Raw genomic sequence first — 14,379 nt, 5'->3', positions numbered from 1 at the left:
TGATTCTCGAACACGCGCTGCTGCCGGTCCGGCCGGAACCGCGGTTCACCAGCGGTTACGGCGAGTTCGCCGCAATCGCAGTAGACTCGACAACCTTGTTTTCCGAGCGTTCGCGTGCGCATTGCCGTGCGTGTGTAGCGTTCGCTCGGCTCATCGCGGTGAAGGAGTTCAGTTTGCCCGACCTCACTCAGGATCGTGCCGCCAGTGACGGCGCGCCGGAGCTGACCCGCGAGACCGAGCAGGAACAGGCGTACCTCTCGGTGCTGTACGACCGGCTCGACGAAATGCGCGAGTACGCGCGCAACCGGTTACGCACCGTGCTGCTGGAATCCGGCGGCACCCCGCAGGCACGCAGCGAGCGCGAATCGTTCAGCCAGCTCTATACCGAGGATCTGGCCAAATACGATGCGGCCGAACACGGTCTGTGTTTCGGCCGGATCGATCTGGCCGACGAGTACCGCTACATCGGCAGGCTCGGCATCCTCGACGAGAAGGACGACTACGAGACGCTGCTGCTGGACTGGCGCGCCCCGCTGGCCCGCCCGTTCTACCTGGCCACCACCGCCGCACCGGACGGCGTGACCCGGCGCAGGCACATCCGCTCGCGCAACCGCAGCGTCACCGCGATCAACGACGAATACCTCGACCTGGACGCCGCCCGCCGGGCAGGCGCGACCGACGACGACGGCGGGGTCGGCAGCGAGAGCGCGCTGCTCGCCGCGCTCAACGCGGCCCGCACCGGGCACATGAACGACATCGTCGAGACGATCCAGCACGAGCAGGACGCGATCATCCGCTCGGAACACAAGAGCGTGCTGGTCGTGCAGGGCGGGCCGGGCACCGGTAAGACGGCCGTCGCGCTGCACCGCGCGGCCTATCTGCTCTACACCTACCGCCAGCAGCTGGCCAAGAGCGGTGTGCTGATCATCGGGCCGAACGCCACTTTCCTCGACTACATCGGTCAGGTGCTGCCCTCGCTCGGTGAGACCGGCGTGCTGCTGTCCACCATCGGCGACCTCTACCCGGGTGTGAAAGCCAGCAGGGAGGATTCGTTGCGGGCCGGCGAGATCAAGGGCTCGCTGGACATGCTGGAGGTGCTCAAGCAGGCGGTCCGCGACCGGCAGGAAGTACCGGCCGAACCGATCCGGCTCAGCTTCGACGGCTACCCGGTGACGCTGGACCGCAAGATCGCCACCAAGGCCCGCGGCCGCGCACGCTCCTCGCGCAGGCCGCACAACCTGGCCAAGCCGATCTTCACCAGCGCGGTGATCGACGCGCTCACCGATCAGCTGGCCGAGACGATGGGCGGCGACCTGTCCGGCGGCCCGAGCCTGCTCAGCCGCACCGACATTGCCGAGATCCGCGACGAGATGCGGGCCGATCAGGAGATCCAGCAGGCCATCGGCACGCTGTGGCCGCTGCTGTCCCCGCAGGACGTGCTCGCCGATCTGCTCGCCGATCCCAAGCGGCTCGATCGGGTCGCGAGCACGCTGTCGGCCGAGGACCGCGCCGAGCTGGTGCGGCCGGACAACGGTGAATTCAGCGCCGCCGACGCCCCGCTGCTCGACGAGCTGGCCGAGCTGCTCGGCGTGGACGACACCGAGGAGCGCGAACGTTCCCGGCGCCGCTGGCGCGCACAGCTGGCCGAGGCGCAGGACGCGCTCGACATCCTGACCGGTTCGGCGCCACAGGATCTGGAAGACGACCTCGATCCGGAAATCCTGATGGCCTACGACCTGATCGACGCGAGCCAGCTCGCCGAACGCCAGGACGTGCGCACCAGGCAGACCACCGCCGAACGCGCCGCGGGCGACCGCACCTGGACCTACGGGCACGTCATCGTGGACGAGGCGCAGGAGCTCTCGGAGATGGCGTGGCGAATGGTGATGCGGCGCATCCCGAATCGCTGGATCACCGTGGTCGGCGATGTCGCGCAGACCGGTGACCCGGCCGGCGCCTCGTCCTGGCAGCGGGTGCTGGAACCGTATGTGGCCAAACGGTGGAAGCTCACCGAACTGACCGTCAACTACCGGACCCCGGCCGAGATCATGGACGTGGCCGCGGACGTGCTCGCCGCGATCGATCCGGCGGCCTCGGCGCCACGCTCGGTGCGCGACAGCGGAAACCCGCCGCGCGGCTACCGGGTCGCCGCGAGCGACGTGCGCGACCAGATCGCGAAGCTGGTCGCCGGGGAGACCGGGCCGGGCACCACCGCGGTGATCGCGCCGCACGCGCTGGTGGAGGAACTGGCCGACCTGGCCGGTGAATCGGTGCGGGTGCTGACCGTGCACGACGTGAAGGGGCTGGAGTTCGACGCGGTGTATCTGGTGGAGCCGCAAGCGATCCTGGACGAATCACCGCGTGGGCTCAACGATCTGTACGTTGCGCTGACCCGTGCGACGCAGCGTCTGGGTGTGGTGCACAGCGAGGAACTGCCGGAGGTGTTGCGCGCGCTGCGCTGAAAAGCGTGCCCCGCGTTGCCCTGCGCTGAAACGCGAGAACTCCGCATTGCGCCACCGGGTGCAATGCGGAGTTCTCGGAAGTTCTGCTAGCGAACGGTGTGCACGATCAGCACATCCGAGCGCGACTTGCGGGCGACGTCCGACGGGACGGAGCCGAGCAGGCGACCGGTCAGCGTGTTCAGCCCGCGGTTACCGACCACGAGCAGATCGGCGTCCACTTCCTTGGTCAGCGTGAGCAGCGACTCGACCGGCTCGCCGACCACGGCGCGCTCGACGATGTCCACCGCGCCCGCGGCCGCGGCCTTGTCCCGCGCGGTGCGCAGGATCTCGTTGGTGGGGGCGGACCCGCGCACCTGGTAGGCCTCTTCCTTGAGCACATCGGCGGCGGCGGCCACGTCGCGATCGTCGGTCGGGTAGTAGGCACACGCGATGACCAGGGTCGCGGCGGACACTCCAGCCAGCGCGGCGGCCTTCTCGACGGCGACGTATGACGAGTCCGAGCCATCAGTACCGACAACAATGGTCCGGTAGGCGGTCATTCTCTCCTCCAACTGTGCGGTTTAAGGGTGCCTACGTCCGGGTTCCATACCAAGACGTGCCCCGGCGCAGCGACTCGGTTCGACCCTAGCGGCAAACGGACCGGAAGTAACAGCAATCGCGACACATCACATTGGAGGTGTCCGGGTATTGGCGCCACACGTTCGCCAGGAAATGCGGGAAGGGCATCGGCAACCAGCGCGGACACAATTGTCCGGCCGGTAAACTGTGATCGAGCACAACCCCCGTGAACGATCTTGTCCCCCTGGGATATTCGTCACATACCAGCGTCGATCGAACAGACACCAGCCCGCCTCGGCGCGCGAATCTTGCACCGGGACGGGCCGTCCGAGCCTGGGACTAGCGTGCCATTACGGCCACTGCCGATAGTTCGCCCAGAATAAGCCCAGAATCGCTCCGATGATGTCCATGCGTTCCTCTCCTGCAGTAAAAAGGACGCGCAATATTAGCGCGGCAAGCAAGATCAGAGGTCGAAAAGCGGTCCGGTGATGGTCAATCCGAGGTCATCGACGTGCGCGAAGAACGCGAACAGCATCAACGCGGCACCGGCCAGCGCCACGTTCTTGTTGAAGTTGACCATCTCGCCCTGCTTGGCCTGCGGATCGGTTTCCTTCCAGAACGGGTGCATCAGCACCGCGGTCACCAGCAACAACGCCGCGAGCAGCAGCGAGCCGAGATCGGCCCACACGCCGAGCAGCACGCTCAGTCCACCGAGGCCGAACAGCGCACCCGAGCCGAGCACCGAGAGCTTCGCCATCGGCACCCCCTTGCTCGCCGCGTAACCCGCCATCGCTTCGGTCTGCATGACGTGACCGAGCGCTGAGCTGAGGAACAACACCGAGAACAACACCCGTCCGATCAACACCACGACATCCATGTCCAGCTCCCTCAATTGGCTGACAGTAGGTAGTGCAACATTCAACTAAGAGTTCCGGGAGGTATTCCCGAGCCCGTGGTCGAATGGTCGAATACGGTCGGCCCGGCAGCTATGTCCTGGTCGGCAAGACCTTTGCCGTGACCTCGTTGCGCGAGCGTAGCGAATTCTTGGCGTATTCCAGTGGAGCCATTCCGACTTCCGCGGTGAACTCCCGCGAGAAGTGCGCCTGATCGAAGTATCCCAGTTCGGCGGCCAATGCGGCGAGATCTTCGGTGCGGCCGCGCGCGAGCAGTTCGGCGCCGTCTTGCAGCCGGTAGCGGCGCAGCACCCACTTCGGGCCGGCGCCGACGTAGCGCCGGAACATCCGCTGCAAGGTGCGGGTGGGTATGCCGAATCGGTCGGTGATCTGGTCGACCCTGGTCAACCGCTCATCCCCGGCCATCGCATCGATGATGCGCAGCACCAGGAGGTAGGTCGGATCGCCGGCGGCGGGCCGGGCCGCGAGGAACTCGTCGAGCACGGCGCTGCGCTGCTCGTCGGTGGCTGAGTCCAGGACGCGATCGGTCAGTCCGCGCGCCTCGGGCATGACGTCGATCAGGTCGACGGTGGTGTCACGGAACGAACCGACGTCGAGTCCGGTGTAGGCGCCGAAACCGCCCGCGCGGAAGCGCACGCCGAACACCTCGCCCGCTCCGTGCAGTTCCCGGATGAATTTTGTCGTGCACACGCCGGTGACGAAACCGCCTGTGCGGGTTGCGGATCGCTCGAAGGTGACGTTGACGCTCGGGTAGGAGAGCACCTCCGCCCGGTATGGCGGCCGGCCGTGCAGGTCCCAGCGCACCGACCAATACCACTCGACGAAACGATCCACCGCAGGGCCGGCCGGCAGCCTAGCCAGGGAGCGGTACTTGGCCTGTTCGTCCGGGTGCAGGATGCCGGTGGTGTCCGCGGGCGCGACCGGATTCCGCGGCAGTCCCGACGCGGAATCAGTGCTGCCCGGCATGGTCTCGTTCCGGTCGGACACCGTGTCGCTTTCTTACAAGACCGGAAACACCCGCTCGACCAGGATTGCTGTCATGACGAACACCGTGAACCCCATCGCCGACGGCTACCACTCCATCACCTGTTTCCTCGCGGTCAGCGACGGCAACAAGGCCATCGATTTCTACTCCGCCGTCTTCGGCGCCGAGGTGATCACCCGCAGCGACCAGCCGGACGGACAGCCCGCGCACGCCGAACTGAAGATCGGCGACTCCACCCTCCAGCTGGGCATGCCCATCCCGGACAACAACGTGCTCGCCCCGAACGGCGAGTGGGTGCACACCTCGATCGTGCACTACTGCCCCGACGTCGACGCGGTCATCAAGCGCGCCGTCGAACACAGCGCCCGCAGTGCCGAAGAACCCCAAACCTTCGTCACCGGAGACCGTTTCGGCGTAGTCATCGACCCCTTCGGCCACCGCTGGGCGGTCATCACCAAGGTCGAAGACGTCTCCCGCGAGGAAGCCGAACGCCGCGTCAACGAATGGATGGCCACGCAGGGCTGACGCAGATTCCCGCACCCCCTCTTGCGGCGGACCCGGTGTGTCGCACGGCAAGTCGGTGTGCGGGAACCTAAAGGTGGTGCGGGAACCCAACAGGTGTGCGGCCGCACCCCTCCGGGACGGAAGCGCACCACCGCAACTCAACTCAACCCGGCGGCGTCCATGCCGCGCAGTTCCTTCTTGAGGTCCGCGATCTCATCGCGCAGCCGGCCTGCGAGCTCGAATTGCAGCTCGCGGGCCGCGTTCATCATCTGCGCGGTGAGTTCCTTGACCAGGTCGGCGAGTTCGGCGCGCGGCATCGACTTGATGTCGCGGCCCTCGTAGACGCCCGCGCTGACCGCACGCCCCGGCTCGCCCTGGGCACGGCGGCCGCGGCTGGAGTTGCGGCCGGAGCCGCCGACCTCCACCTCGGTCTCCTCGGCCTCCCGGTACACCTGGTCGAGGATGTCGGCGATCTTCTTGCGCAACGGTTTCGGGTCGATGCCCTTCTCCGTGTTGTAGGCGACCTGCTTGGCCCGGCGCCGATCGGTCTCGTCGATGGCGTGCCGCATCGAGTCGGTGATCTTGTCGGCGTACATGTGCACCTCGCCGGACACGTTGCGCGCCGCGCGGCCGATGGTCTGGATCAGGCTGGTGCTGCTGCGCAGGAAGCCTTCCTTGTCCGCGTCGAGGATCGCGACCAGCGACACCTCGGGCAGGTCGAGGCCCTCGCGCAGCAGGTTGATGCCGACGAGCACGTCGTACTCGCCGAGCCGCAGCTGACGCAGCAGTTCGACGCGGCGCAGCGTATCGATCTCCGAGTGCAGGTATCGCACCCGCACGCCGAGCCCGAGCAGATAGTCGGTGAGGTCTTCGGCCATCTTCTTGGTGAGCGTGGTGACCAGCACCCGCTCGTCCTTCTCGGTGCGCAGCCGGATCTCGTGCACCAGATCGTCGATCTGACCCTTGGTCGGCTTGACCACGACCTGCGGATCGACCAGCCCGGTCGGGCGGATGACCTGCTCGACGACCTCGCCGCCGACCTGGCCCAGTTCGTACGGACCGGGGGTGGCCGACAGATACACCGCCTGGCCGATCCGTTCGGCGAACTCCTCCCAGGTGAGTGGCCGGTTGTCCACCGCGGACGGCAGCCGGAAGCCGAACTCCACCAGGTTGCGCTTGCGCGACATGTCGCCCTCGTACATGCCGCCGATCTGCGGCACCGTCACGTGCGACTCGTCGATGACGAGCAGGAAGTCGTCGGGGAAGTAGTCGAGCAGCGTCGCGGGGGCCGAGCCGGCCGGGCGGCCGTCGATGTGGCGCGAGTAGTTCTCGATGCCGGAGCAGAAGCCGACCTGCCGGATCATCTCCAGGTCGTACTGGGTGCGCATGCGCAGCCGCTGCGCTTCGAGCAGTTTGCCCTGCCGCTCCAGCTCGGCCAGCCGCTGCTCCAGCTCGGTCTCGATGTCGCGGACCGCACGCTCCATCCGGTCCGGGCCCGCCACGTAGTGGGTGGCCGGAAAGATGCGCAGCATATCGACCTGGCGCACCACATCGCCGGTGAGCGGGTGCAGGTAGTACAGCGCCTCGATCTCGTCGCCGAAGAACTCGATGCGGACCGCGAGCTCCTCGTAGGACGGGATGATCTCGACGGTGTCGCCGCGCACCCGGAACGAGCCGCGGGTGAACGCCATGTCGTTGCGGGTGTACTGCACGTCGACGAGCAGGCGCAGCAGTGCGTCGCGGTCCACCTCGGCGCCGACCTCGAGCTGCACCGACCGATCGAGGTAGGACTGCGGGGTGCCGAGGCCGTAGATGCACGACACCGACGCGACCACCACCACGTCGCGGCGCGACAGCAGGCTCGACGTGGCCGAGTGCCGCAGCCGCTCGACGTCGTCGTTGATCGAGCTGTCCTTCTCGATGTAGGTGTCGGTCTGGGCGATGTACGCCTCGGGTTGGTAGTAGTCGTAGTACGAGACGAAGTATTCGACGGCGTTGTTCGGCAGCATCTCCCGCAGCTCGTTGGCCAGCTGGGCGGCCAGGGTCTTGTTCGGGGCCATCACCAGCGTGGGGCGCTGGAGCCGTTCGATGAGCCAGGCGGTGGTCGCCGACTTACCGGTGCCGGTGGCGCCGAGCAGCACGACGTCGCGCTCCCCCGCCTTGATCCGCCGTTCCAGCTCCTCGATGGCGGCGGGCTGGTCGCCGGCGGGCACGTGCTCACTGACTACCTGGAAGCGCCCGTCGGTGCGCTCGATCTCGCCGACGGGCCGGTGCTCGGAGTGCGCGAGCGGCGTCTCGGCCACCGCCCGCTCCGCGTAGCCTTCCGTCGGAATCTCGGTTGCAAATGCCATGTTCACCAGCCTAAGCCCAGCCACCGACAGATTCTCGGGTCGCGCGGGCGGTGGTGGCCGCGGACCTGGGTTCGGTCAGCTTCGCCGTAGCGTCCTCGCGCCGAGTCCCGAGTTATTGAACGACGGTCGTTGCTCGCGCATTCCCAGCAATCCATTACCGGCGGCCCGGGCGCTGGCCGCATGTGCCCGGCCGCCATTGTTCATAGTTCCGCCGCACATGGCGAGACAACATAGGCGCACCAATGCCGTTTCACTTTCGGCCGCCGTTATGTGTCCGAAATGTCCCTTGCCGCAACACAATTCGTAGCCAAAAACATATCGCGTCATTGCGCCCACCCACCATTCCCCAGGTGTACGCTGATTTGGTTGTTCGGACAACGCGTTCGGATGTGGCGAAGAACAAGAGCCATGAGAGGTCTGATTCCATTGCTCAATACCGTGCCGACCACCGGCTTCGCAGGAACTATCGCCCGGCACCTCCGCGCAGCGGTCCCCGGACTGAATCAGCACACCGACGCCGCCGCCTCGAACACCGCATTACCGCCCGGGCACCCACCGCACCGGCCGCACGTCGAGTTCTTCAACCTCGCGGAACTCACCAGCACCGACTGCAAGGGCTTCGTCCGCCAGGTCGAGCGCTACCACCACGAACCGTGGGGCGTGTACATGGCCCGCATCGTGCCCGTTCCGCACCGCCATTACCTGGAGTGCTGGCTGCTGCCCGCGCTGTCGCTGCGCGTGACGCTGACCCGCCGCAACCCGGCGCATCACGTGGATCACGATTTCCACCTGGATATCGGCGAGTTCACCGAGATCGAGCCGAAACATTGGAAGGCCGTCGATCACTACCTCGACATCGAGGTGCACCGCGGCCACAATGTCGAACTGCTCGGCGTCGACGAGCTGCTCGCCGCCCACGCGGCCGGAATGGTGGACACCGCACAGGCGCACCGGGCGTTCGAGTGCGCGACGGCCGCGCTGGACGGCCTCGCCGCCAACGACCATTGCGTCGAGGACTGGCTGGCCACCCACGGCATTACCCTCACCTGGATGTAACCGCCAGGTCACTCGACTCCGTGGGCGCGGCGGTAGATTCTGAATGCATGACCCAGGCACCTTCCGTCGACGTACATCGGCCCAAGGTCGAGTACTTCGACCTCGCGGCGCTGACCAACACCGATCCCAAGGGATTCGTGCGGCCGGTCGAGCGGTACCAGGTGGCGCCGTGGGGCCTGTACATGGCGCGCACCTCGGACCACGAGCAGTTCCACTACATCGAATCGTGGCTGCTGCCCGACCTGGCGCTGCGCGCCTCCGTCTTCCACTACAACCCTGAGCACCAGCGCGACCAGGACTTCTACCTGGACCTCGGCGAGTTCCGCCAGCTGGAGCCGGACCGCTGGAAGTCGGTGGACCACTACCTCGACATCGTCGTGCGCACGGGCCGCAATACCGAACTGCTCGACGTCGACGAACTGCTCGCCGCGCACACCGCCGGCCTACTCACCGCCGCCGAGGCCCAGGCCGCCATCGAGACCGCGACCACCGCCATCGACGGCATCGCCGCGCACGACTACAGCTTGGACCGCTGGCTGCAATCCCGCGGCGTCACCCTCACCTGGCTCTAGTTCCCGACGGCAACACCGCTAGCGATCCCGCCAAGCCTGCATGCGGGGGTAGGCGGCGGCGAACCAGGGCTCTTTGACGTCGAGGTAGGCGATCGTCGCCGCCTCGCCGGTCAGTCCGGTCGCCTTCGCCTCCGCCGCACGCTTGACCTCGAGGTATTCGGCGCGCGCGTCGGCGTCGGCGCGCAACCAGTCACGGAACAGCAGCGCGTACTCCTGCCCGGGCGTACCGGCCACGCGCACATGCACATTGGCGAGGCGGCCGGGGTCGGCGTTCTGGTGGTAACGCTTGGTCCACAACGTGACGTCCGTGCCCGCCGGATCCTGCGCCGTCGGCCTCGGGCAGTCTTCCGTAATCTCCGGTCGAACCGGAAATCCCGCCGCCCCCAACGCATCCCGCAGTCCGTCGGCCGCCGCGAGGTCCGCGACGGTGATCTGTAGATCGAGCACGTCCTTGGCGGGCAGCTCCGGCACGGCGGTCGAGCCGATGTGATCGATGCGCGACGCCGCCGCCCCACACGCCACCCACAGCCTCGCGATGAGCCGCTGCGCCTGCACGGCCCAGTCCGGGTTCGCCGGCACCAGCCGGATGTCCTTCTTACGCGCGGGCGTCCCGGCACGGAGGTTCTGCTCGAACGGCACCAGCCGTTCCTGCCACAGCCGCCGCACCTCGTCCTCGATCGCCGCAGGCGCGCCACTGTTGTCGAGCAACACGTCGGCGACCGCGCGCCGCTGTTCGTCGGTGGCCTGCGCGGCAATACGCGCTCGCGCATCGGCTTCGGCGACGCCGCGGAATTCGACCAGCCTGCGCAGCCGAGTTTCCGCATCGACATCGACGACAATTACCAAGTTCATCAATGGTGCGAGACCATTTTCGACGAGCAGCGGAATATCCTGCACAACAATCGCATCGGCCGCGGCCGCGGAAATGAGTTCGGCGGTGCGCTTGCCCACCAGCGGATGGGTAATCGAATTCAGCGTCGCGCGCGATTCGTCGTCCGCGAACGCCTTGGCCGCCAGGGTGGGCCGGTTTAGGCTGCCGTCGGCCGCCAGGATCTCGGTGCCGAACGCGTCCACGAGCGCCGCCAGGCCCTCGGTACCCGGCGCGACGACCTCCCTGGCGATCAGGTCGGAATCGATGATCACCGCGCCGAGATCGGCGAGAATTCGCGCCACCGTCGACTTGCCCGCTCCCATGCCTCCGGTGAGGCCGATCCGCAACATCGGACCAGTCTCGCATCCCGCGGCCGGGGCGGCCTGCGCGCCCACACTGCCAGGCAGTGCCGCAAGGACCGACGTTCGACTTCGGCGACACAATCGGCTCGATTACCCATCCGGCCCGCGCTTTCCACCTGCCGCCGCCGTAATTGCCCGATCCGTGACGAGGCCGAGACCATTTCGCAACAATTCCGGCCGGACCCGGTACTCGGGCGACAACTTTCCGACACGCCGACCCAATTACTTGCGCAAAATACTCTGCACGGCACTTTCGTTCGGCTAATCTTCGCCGTGGCGATCCAGGGCGCCAGCACCAGCAAGCAAAGGAACATCATTGGGCACCAGATACAACCAGACGGCTCGCCACCGCCTGGGCATGGCGGGTGGCGTGCACTGCACCCAGATCCCCGCCGTCGCGGCCGCGTTAGCCGAACACCGCCGCACATGGTTCAGCGCGTTGATCAGCCCGGCCCGGCACAGCTTCGCCGCTATGCGAAAACGCTCCGCCGTCCCGTCGGTCCGGTGGGTGCCCGCCACCGCGAGCTGAGGCGTACACGTCGAGAAGTGGCCCAGCCCCCGCCAGGGCTGGGCCACTCTCATGCCCGAATCAACCCGCTCGGCTTGCGCCGGGTGCCGGGTTGTTGTGTCGGCATCGAATTCGGCGGCACCGGATAAGGGATCCCGGTCTCCGCCGTACCCAACGCGATATTCGGGCCGCATTGGGCGACCGCGGCATCCATTTTCGGTTTCGGGTCCGGCAGCACCGGTTTCGCTATATTCGGTGCCGAGCCGAAATCGAAGGTGGAGGTCATATCGCCGGTGACCCCGCGTCGCCACGCGGTCAGATTCGGCACCTCCACTCCGAACCTGGTTTCCAGCAGTCGCAGCTGTGAGGTGTGGTCGAACGTCTCCGAAGCGACGAGGCCGCCCCGGGTGTACGGCGAAATCACCAGCGCGGGAACACGATAGCCCAAACCAATCGGACCGGCGATGCCCGCCGAGGAGGACACGCGGTCGAGCGGCACGGTGAGGAACTCGCCGGGCGTACCCGGTGGCGGAGTCGGCGGGGTGACGTGGTCGAAGAAGCCGCCGTTCTCGTCGTAGCTGATGATCACCGCCGTCTTCTCCCACACCTTCGGGTTCGAGGTGAGGATGTCGAGCAGCTGCACGATGCCGAAGGCGCCGAAAGCCGCAGGCAGCGCGGGATGTTCGCAGTTCAGCAGTGACGGGATCACCCACGAGACGGCGGGCAGCGTGTCGTTGGCGACGTCGGCTTGAAAGTCGTTGGGGTAGACCGGTGCTCTACCGCGGCGCGCCAATTCCGAATTCGGGTCGGCGGATTGGGTGAAGCAGCCGAGCATGCCGTCGAGCAGCACCGAGGACAACGGGCCGATGTCGCGGTTGTTGTAGATCTTCCAGCTGACGCCCGCCTCGGACAGGTTCTCCGGGTAGGTACGCCAGCTGTACACGTGCTGCGGGATCAGCGTGGGGGTTTCCACCAGCGGACCGCCGGCGCGGCCGTCCGGGTCGATGGTCGCGCTGATCCAGTACAGCCGGTTCGGGTCGGTGGGGCCGAGCACCGAGCAGTGGTAGTTGTCGCACAGCGTGAAGGCGTCGGCGAGCTCGGTGTGGATCGGAATGTCTTCGGGCAGGTAATAACCCATGGCCGCGGGCGCGTTGGCCGGGCCGACGCTCTCGACCGACATCGGCATCCACTGGTCGTTGCGGCCGTCGTTCCAGGCGTGGTGCATGCCGCCCCAGCTGTGGTCCGGGTCGTTGATGCATTCGCCGTCGAGCGAGGCGCCGCGGGTGGTGTCGAGACGGAACGGATTCAGGTACCCGTCGGGCCCCGGACCCGCGCCCGGCGTCCAGCCGTACTGGCGCCAGGCCGCCGACGGGTCGTCGAACCCGCGAACGCCGGACAGGGAGCCGAAATAGTGATCGAAGGAGCGGTTTTCCTGCATGAGCAAGACGAAGTGCTCGATATCGCCCAGTCCGCCCAGGCCGGCGGGGTCGGCGGCGTAGGCCCGTTCGATGATCGGGTTGGCCCAAGAAGCCAACGCGCCCACCGCACCGGCCGCCGCCGCCTTCGCTAGGAATTGTCTGCGATTGAGCCCGCTGAACGGCCCCGCTGCGCACATCTCTTCGGCCGACCTTTCCGCCAGGGCTGTCGAGCAGAATTTCGCGATCGGCGCCGACCCTACCCGACGTGCTGCGACACCGCAGAGAAAGATCGTTTAGCCGGATCGGGAAGTGGGCGAAAGCACGGTGCGAGAGAGTGATTCCGCCTGGTTGCCGGAGGGCTGCCCGAATTGTCCCGCCGTTCTGAGTGTTTCACACCTTTTGCCCGCTTTCACCGGTTCGCGGGCACGGATTCCCGCGTGGGCGTGGCCATGTCGGCGGCGCCGCGCAGAAACTTCCGCCACACCAGCGCGGCGGTGGCCCCGAAGCCGAGGCAGAGCCCGAGCCAGATGCCGGGCCCGTCCCACCCGAGACCGAACCCGAATACGGCCATGGCGGGTACCCCGATGGCGAAGTAGCCGATCAACGTGCTCTGCATCCCCGCCTTGGTATTTCCGATGCCGCGCAGCAGGCCGATGGACAGGTTCTGTGAGCCCTTGCAGTACTGCTGGATGATCGCGAACCACAGCAGCGTCGAGGCGGCGGCGATGACGGCGGTGTCGTCGTGGTGCGAGCCGAGGAACGGCGCGAGTACCGCGCCGGGGAACAGCACGTAGCCGAGGCCGACCACGGTCATGAAAGCGAAGCCCAGCAGCACGGTGCGCCGCGCGATGGCCGCCACCGCGTGCCCGTCGCCCTGCCCGACCGTACGGCTCACCAGAATCGAAGAGCCCTGGGACAGACCGATATTGACCTGGTAGACGATGTAGGCCAGCTGGTTGACGATATTGCTCGCGGCCAGCGCCACCGGTCCGAAGCTGCCCATCAGCACCGCGGCGATGGAGGTGATCGCCGCTTCCGCGCCGTAGGTCAACGAGATCGGCGTGCCCATCCGGACGATGCGGGTCACGGTGGCCCGGTCCGCCTGCCACGCGCGCAGGGACAGCAGGTCGCCGAGCAGCGGGTCGCGCCGCACGGTGCGCAGATAGCTGCCGAACGTCCAGAGCTGAACGAGCGTGGTGGACAGGCCGATGCCGGCCAAGCCGAGTTTCGGCACGCCGAACCAGCCGAAGATGAACAGCGCATTGAGCAGTGCGTTGACGCCGATCGACAGCAGCGTCACCCGCAACAGTGAGCCCGCCCGCCGCATGCCGACGGCGAACTGCCGCAACACGTTCAGCCAGAGCATGGGGATCAGGCCGGGCGCGAGCGTCCACATGATCGGGCGGGCCAGCTCGAGCACGTCGGGGGCCTGGCCGAGCCAGCGCAGCGCGTAGCCCAGCGCGATCAGCAGCAGTGCGCCCGCCGTCGACGTCACCGTCGCCACGAAGGCCGCCGCGCGGACGAACCCGCGGATCTCGGACCGCGCTTGCTCGTCGAGATCGCGTTGCCCCGTGCGCTTTTCGCTACCACCGACGGCCCCGGCGATCATGTTCCCGACGCCGGTGATCATGCCGACGCACATGGTGCGCAGCTGGTTGTACAGCAGCAGCGCGAGCCCGCCCGCGGCGACGGCGGCGACACCGAGCAGCCCCATCATCGCCAGGTCGACCGTGGTCAGTGCCACCTGAGCGAGCTGGATACCCGCGATCGGCGCGGCCAGCGCGACGATCGCTCGATACTCTCGAAACGCCATGTGAC

12 protein-coding genes are annotated in these 14,379 nt (G+C 67.1%); 5 read left to right on the top strand and 7 right to left on the bottom strand.

Annotated features, from left to right (window positions below):
• The first annotated feature begins 173 nt into the window (after nucleotides 1-173).
• Entirely contained in the window at nucleotides 174-2,462 is a 2,289-nt protein-coding gene (locus DBO33_RS13250) for a HelD family protein (protein ID WP_407670610.1), read from the top strand.
• A gap of 86 nt (nucleotides 2,463-2,548) precedes the next feature.
• Here DBO33_RS13250 and DBO33_RS13245 read toward each other — a convergent pair whose 3' ends face one another.
• The 3 genes from DBO33_RS13245 to DBO33_RS13235 form a co-directional block, all read right to left on the bottom strand.
• Nucleotides 2,549-3,001: a universal stress protein gene (locus DBO33_RS13245; RefSeq protein ID WP_014983412.1), complete on the bottom strand. Its 453-nt coding sequence runs from the start codon at nucleotides 2,999-3,001 to the stop codon at nucleotides 2,549-2,551.
• A 482-nt stretch (nucleotides 3,002-3,483) separates the two neighbouring features.
• Complete coding sequence (locus DBO33_RS13240; RefSeq protein WP_234390818.1) at nucleotides 3,484-3,912, bottom strand: DoxX family membrane protein; 429 nt, start codon at nucleotides 3,910-3,912, stop codon at nucleotides 3,484-3,486.
• A gap of 94 nt (nucleotides 3,913-4,006) precedes the next feature.
• Complete coding sequence (locus DBO33_RS13235) at nucleotides 4,007-4,921, bottom strand: helix-turn-helix domain-containing protein (protein WP_234390817.1); 915 nt, start codon at nucleotides 4,919-4,921, stop codon at nucleotides 4,007-4,009.
• Between the two features lie 52 nt (nucleotides 4,922-4,973).
• Between DBO33_RS13235 and DBO33_RS13230 the strand changes: the two genes are divergently transcribed.
• Nucleotides 4,974-5,444, top strand: coding sequence for a VOC family protein (locus DBO33_RS13230; protein ID WP_107655299.1), 471 nt, complete (start codon nucleotides 4,974-4,976; stop codon nucleotides 5,442-5,444).
• Nucleotides 5,445-5,581: 137 nt separating this feature from the next.
• Here the strand turns inward: DBO33_RS13230 and uvrB are convergent, their stop codons facing one another.
• Nucleotides 5,582-7,774 (bottom strand): excinuclease ABC subunit UvrB, encoded by a 2,193-nt coding sequence (gene uvrB, locus DBO33_RS13225; RefSeq protein ID WP_234390816.1) that lies wholly within the window; start codon nucleotides 7,772-7,774, stop codon nucleotides 5,582-5,584.
• 408 nt (nucleotides 7,775-8,182) lie between these two features.
• Between uvrB and DBO33_RS13220 the strand changes: the two genes are divergently transcribed.
• Nucleotides 8,183-8,830: a DUF402 domain-containing protein gene (locus tag DBO33_RS13220; RefSeq protein WP_107655298.1), complete on the top strand. Its 648-nt coding sequence runs from the start codon at nucleotides 8,183-8,185 to the stop codon at nucleotides 8,828-8,830.
• A 47-nt stretch (nucleotides 8,831-8,877) separates the two neighbouring features.
• Nucleotides 8,878-9,402: a DUF402 domain-containing protein gene (locus DBO33_RS13215; RefSeq protein ID WP_107655297.1), complete on the top strand. Its 525-nt coding sequence runs from the start codon at nucleotides 8,878-8,880 to the stop codon at nucleotides 9,400-9,402.
• Between the two features lie 18 nt (nucleotides 9,403-9,420).
• Here the strand turns inward: DBO33_RS13215 and coaE are convergent, their stop codons facing one another.
• The gene (gene coaE / locus DBO33_RS13210; protein ID WP_107660228.1) at nucleotides 9,421-10,623 is read right to left on the bottom strand and encodes a dephospho-CoA kinase; all 1,203 of its coding nucleotides are present in this window, start codon (nucleotides 10,621-10,623) and stop codon (nucleotides 9,421-9,423) included.
• Between the two features lie 328 nt (nucleotides 10,624-10,951).
• Here coaE and DBO33_RS42735 point away from each other — a divergent pair, with 328 nt between their 5' ends.
• Nucleotides 10,952-11,164 (top strand): hypothetical protein, encoded by a 213-nt coding sequence (locus tag DBO33_RS42735; RefSeq protein ID WP_135236016.1) that lies wholly within the window; start codon nucleotides 10,952-10,954, stop codon nucleotides 11,162-11,164.
• Nucleotides 11,165-11,213: 49 nt separating this feature from the next.
• On the opposite strand, the gene DBO33_RS13205 is transcribed toward DBO33_RS42735, so the two are convergent.
• Together DBO33_RS13205 and DBO33_RS13200 are read right to left on the bottom strand one after the other, a co-directional pair.
• Nucleotides 11,214-12,758 carry a phospholipase C gene (locus DBO33_RS13205; protein ID WP_107655296.1) on the bottom strand — a complete coding sequence of 515 codons (1,545 nt, stop codon included), beginning with the start codon at nucleotides 12,756-12,758 and terminating at the stop codon, nucleotides 11,214-11,216.
• Nucleotides 12,759-12,970: 212 nt separating this feature from the next.
• Entirely contained in the window at nucleotides 12,971-14,374 is a 1,404-nt protein-coding gene (locus DBO33_RS13200; protein ID WP_107655295.1) for an MATE family efflux transporter, read from the bottom strand.
• Nucleotides 14,375-14,379 lie beyond the last annotated feature (5 nt).

This window comes from Nocardia suismassiliense (genome assembly GCF_900269665.1).
Classification (GTDB): Bacteria; Actinomycetota; Actinomycetes; order Mycobacteriales; family Mycobacteriaceae; genus Nocardia; species Nocardia suismassiliense.
This window is presented reverse-complemented; position numbering and strand designations above follow the sequence as displayed.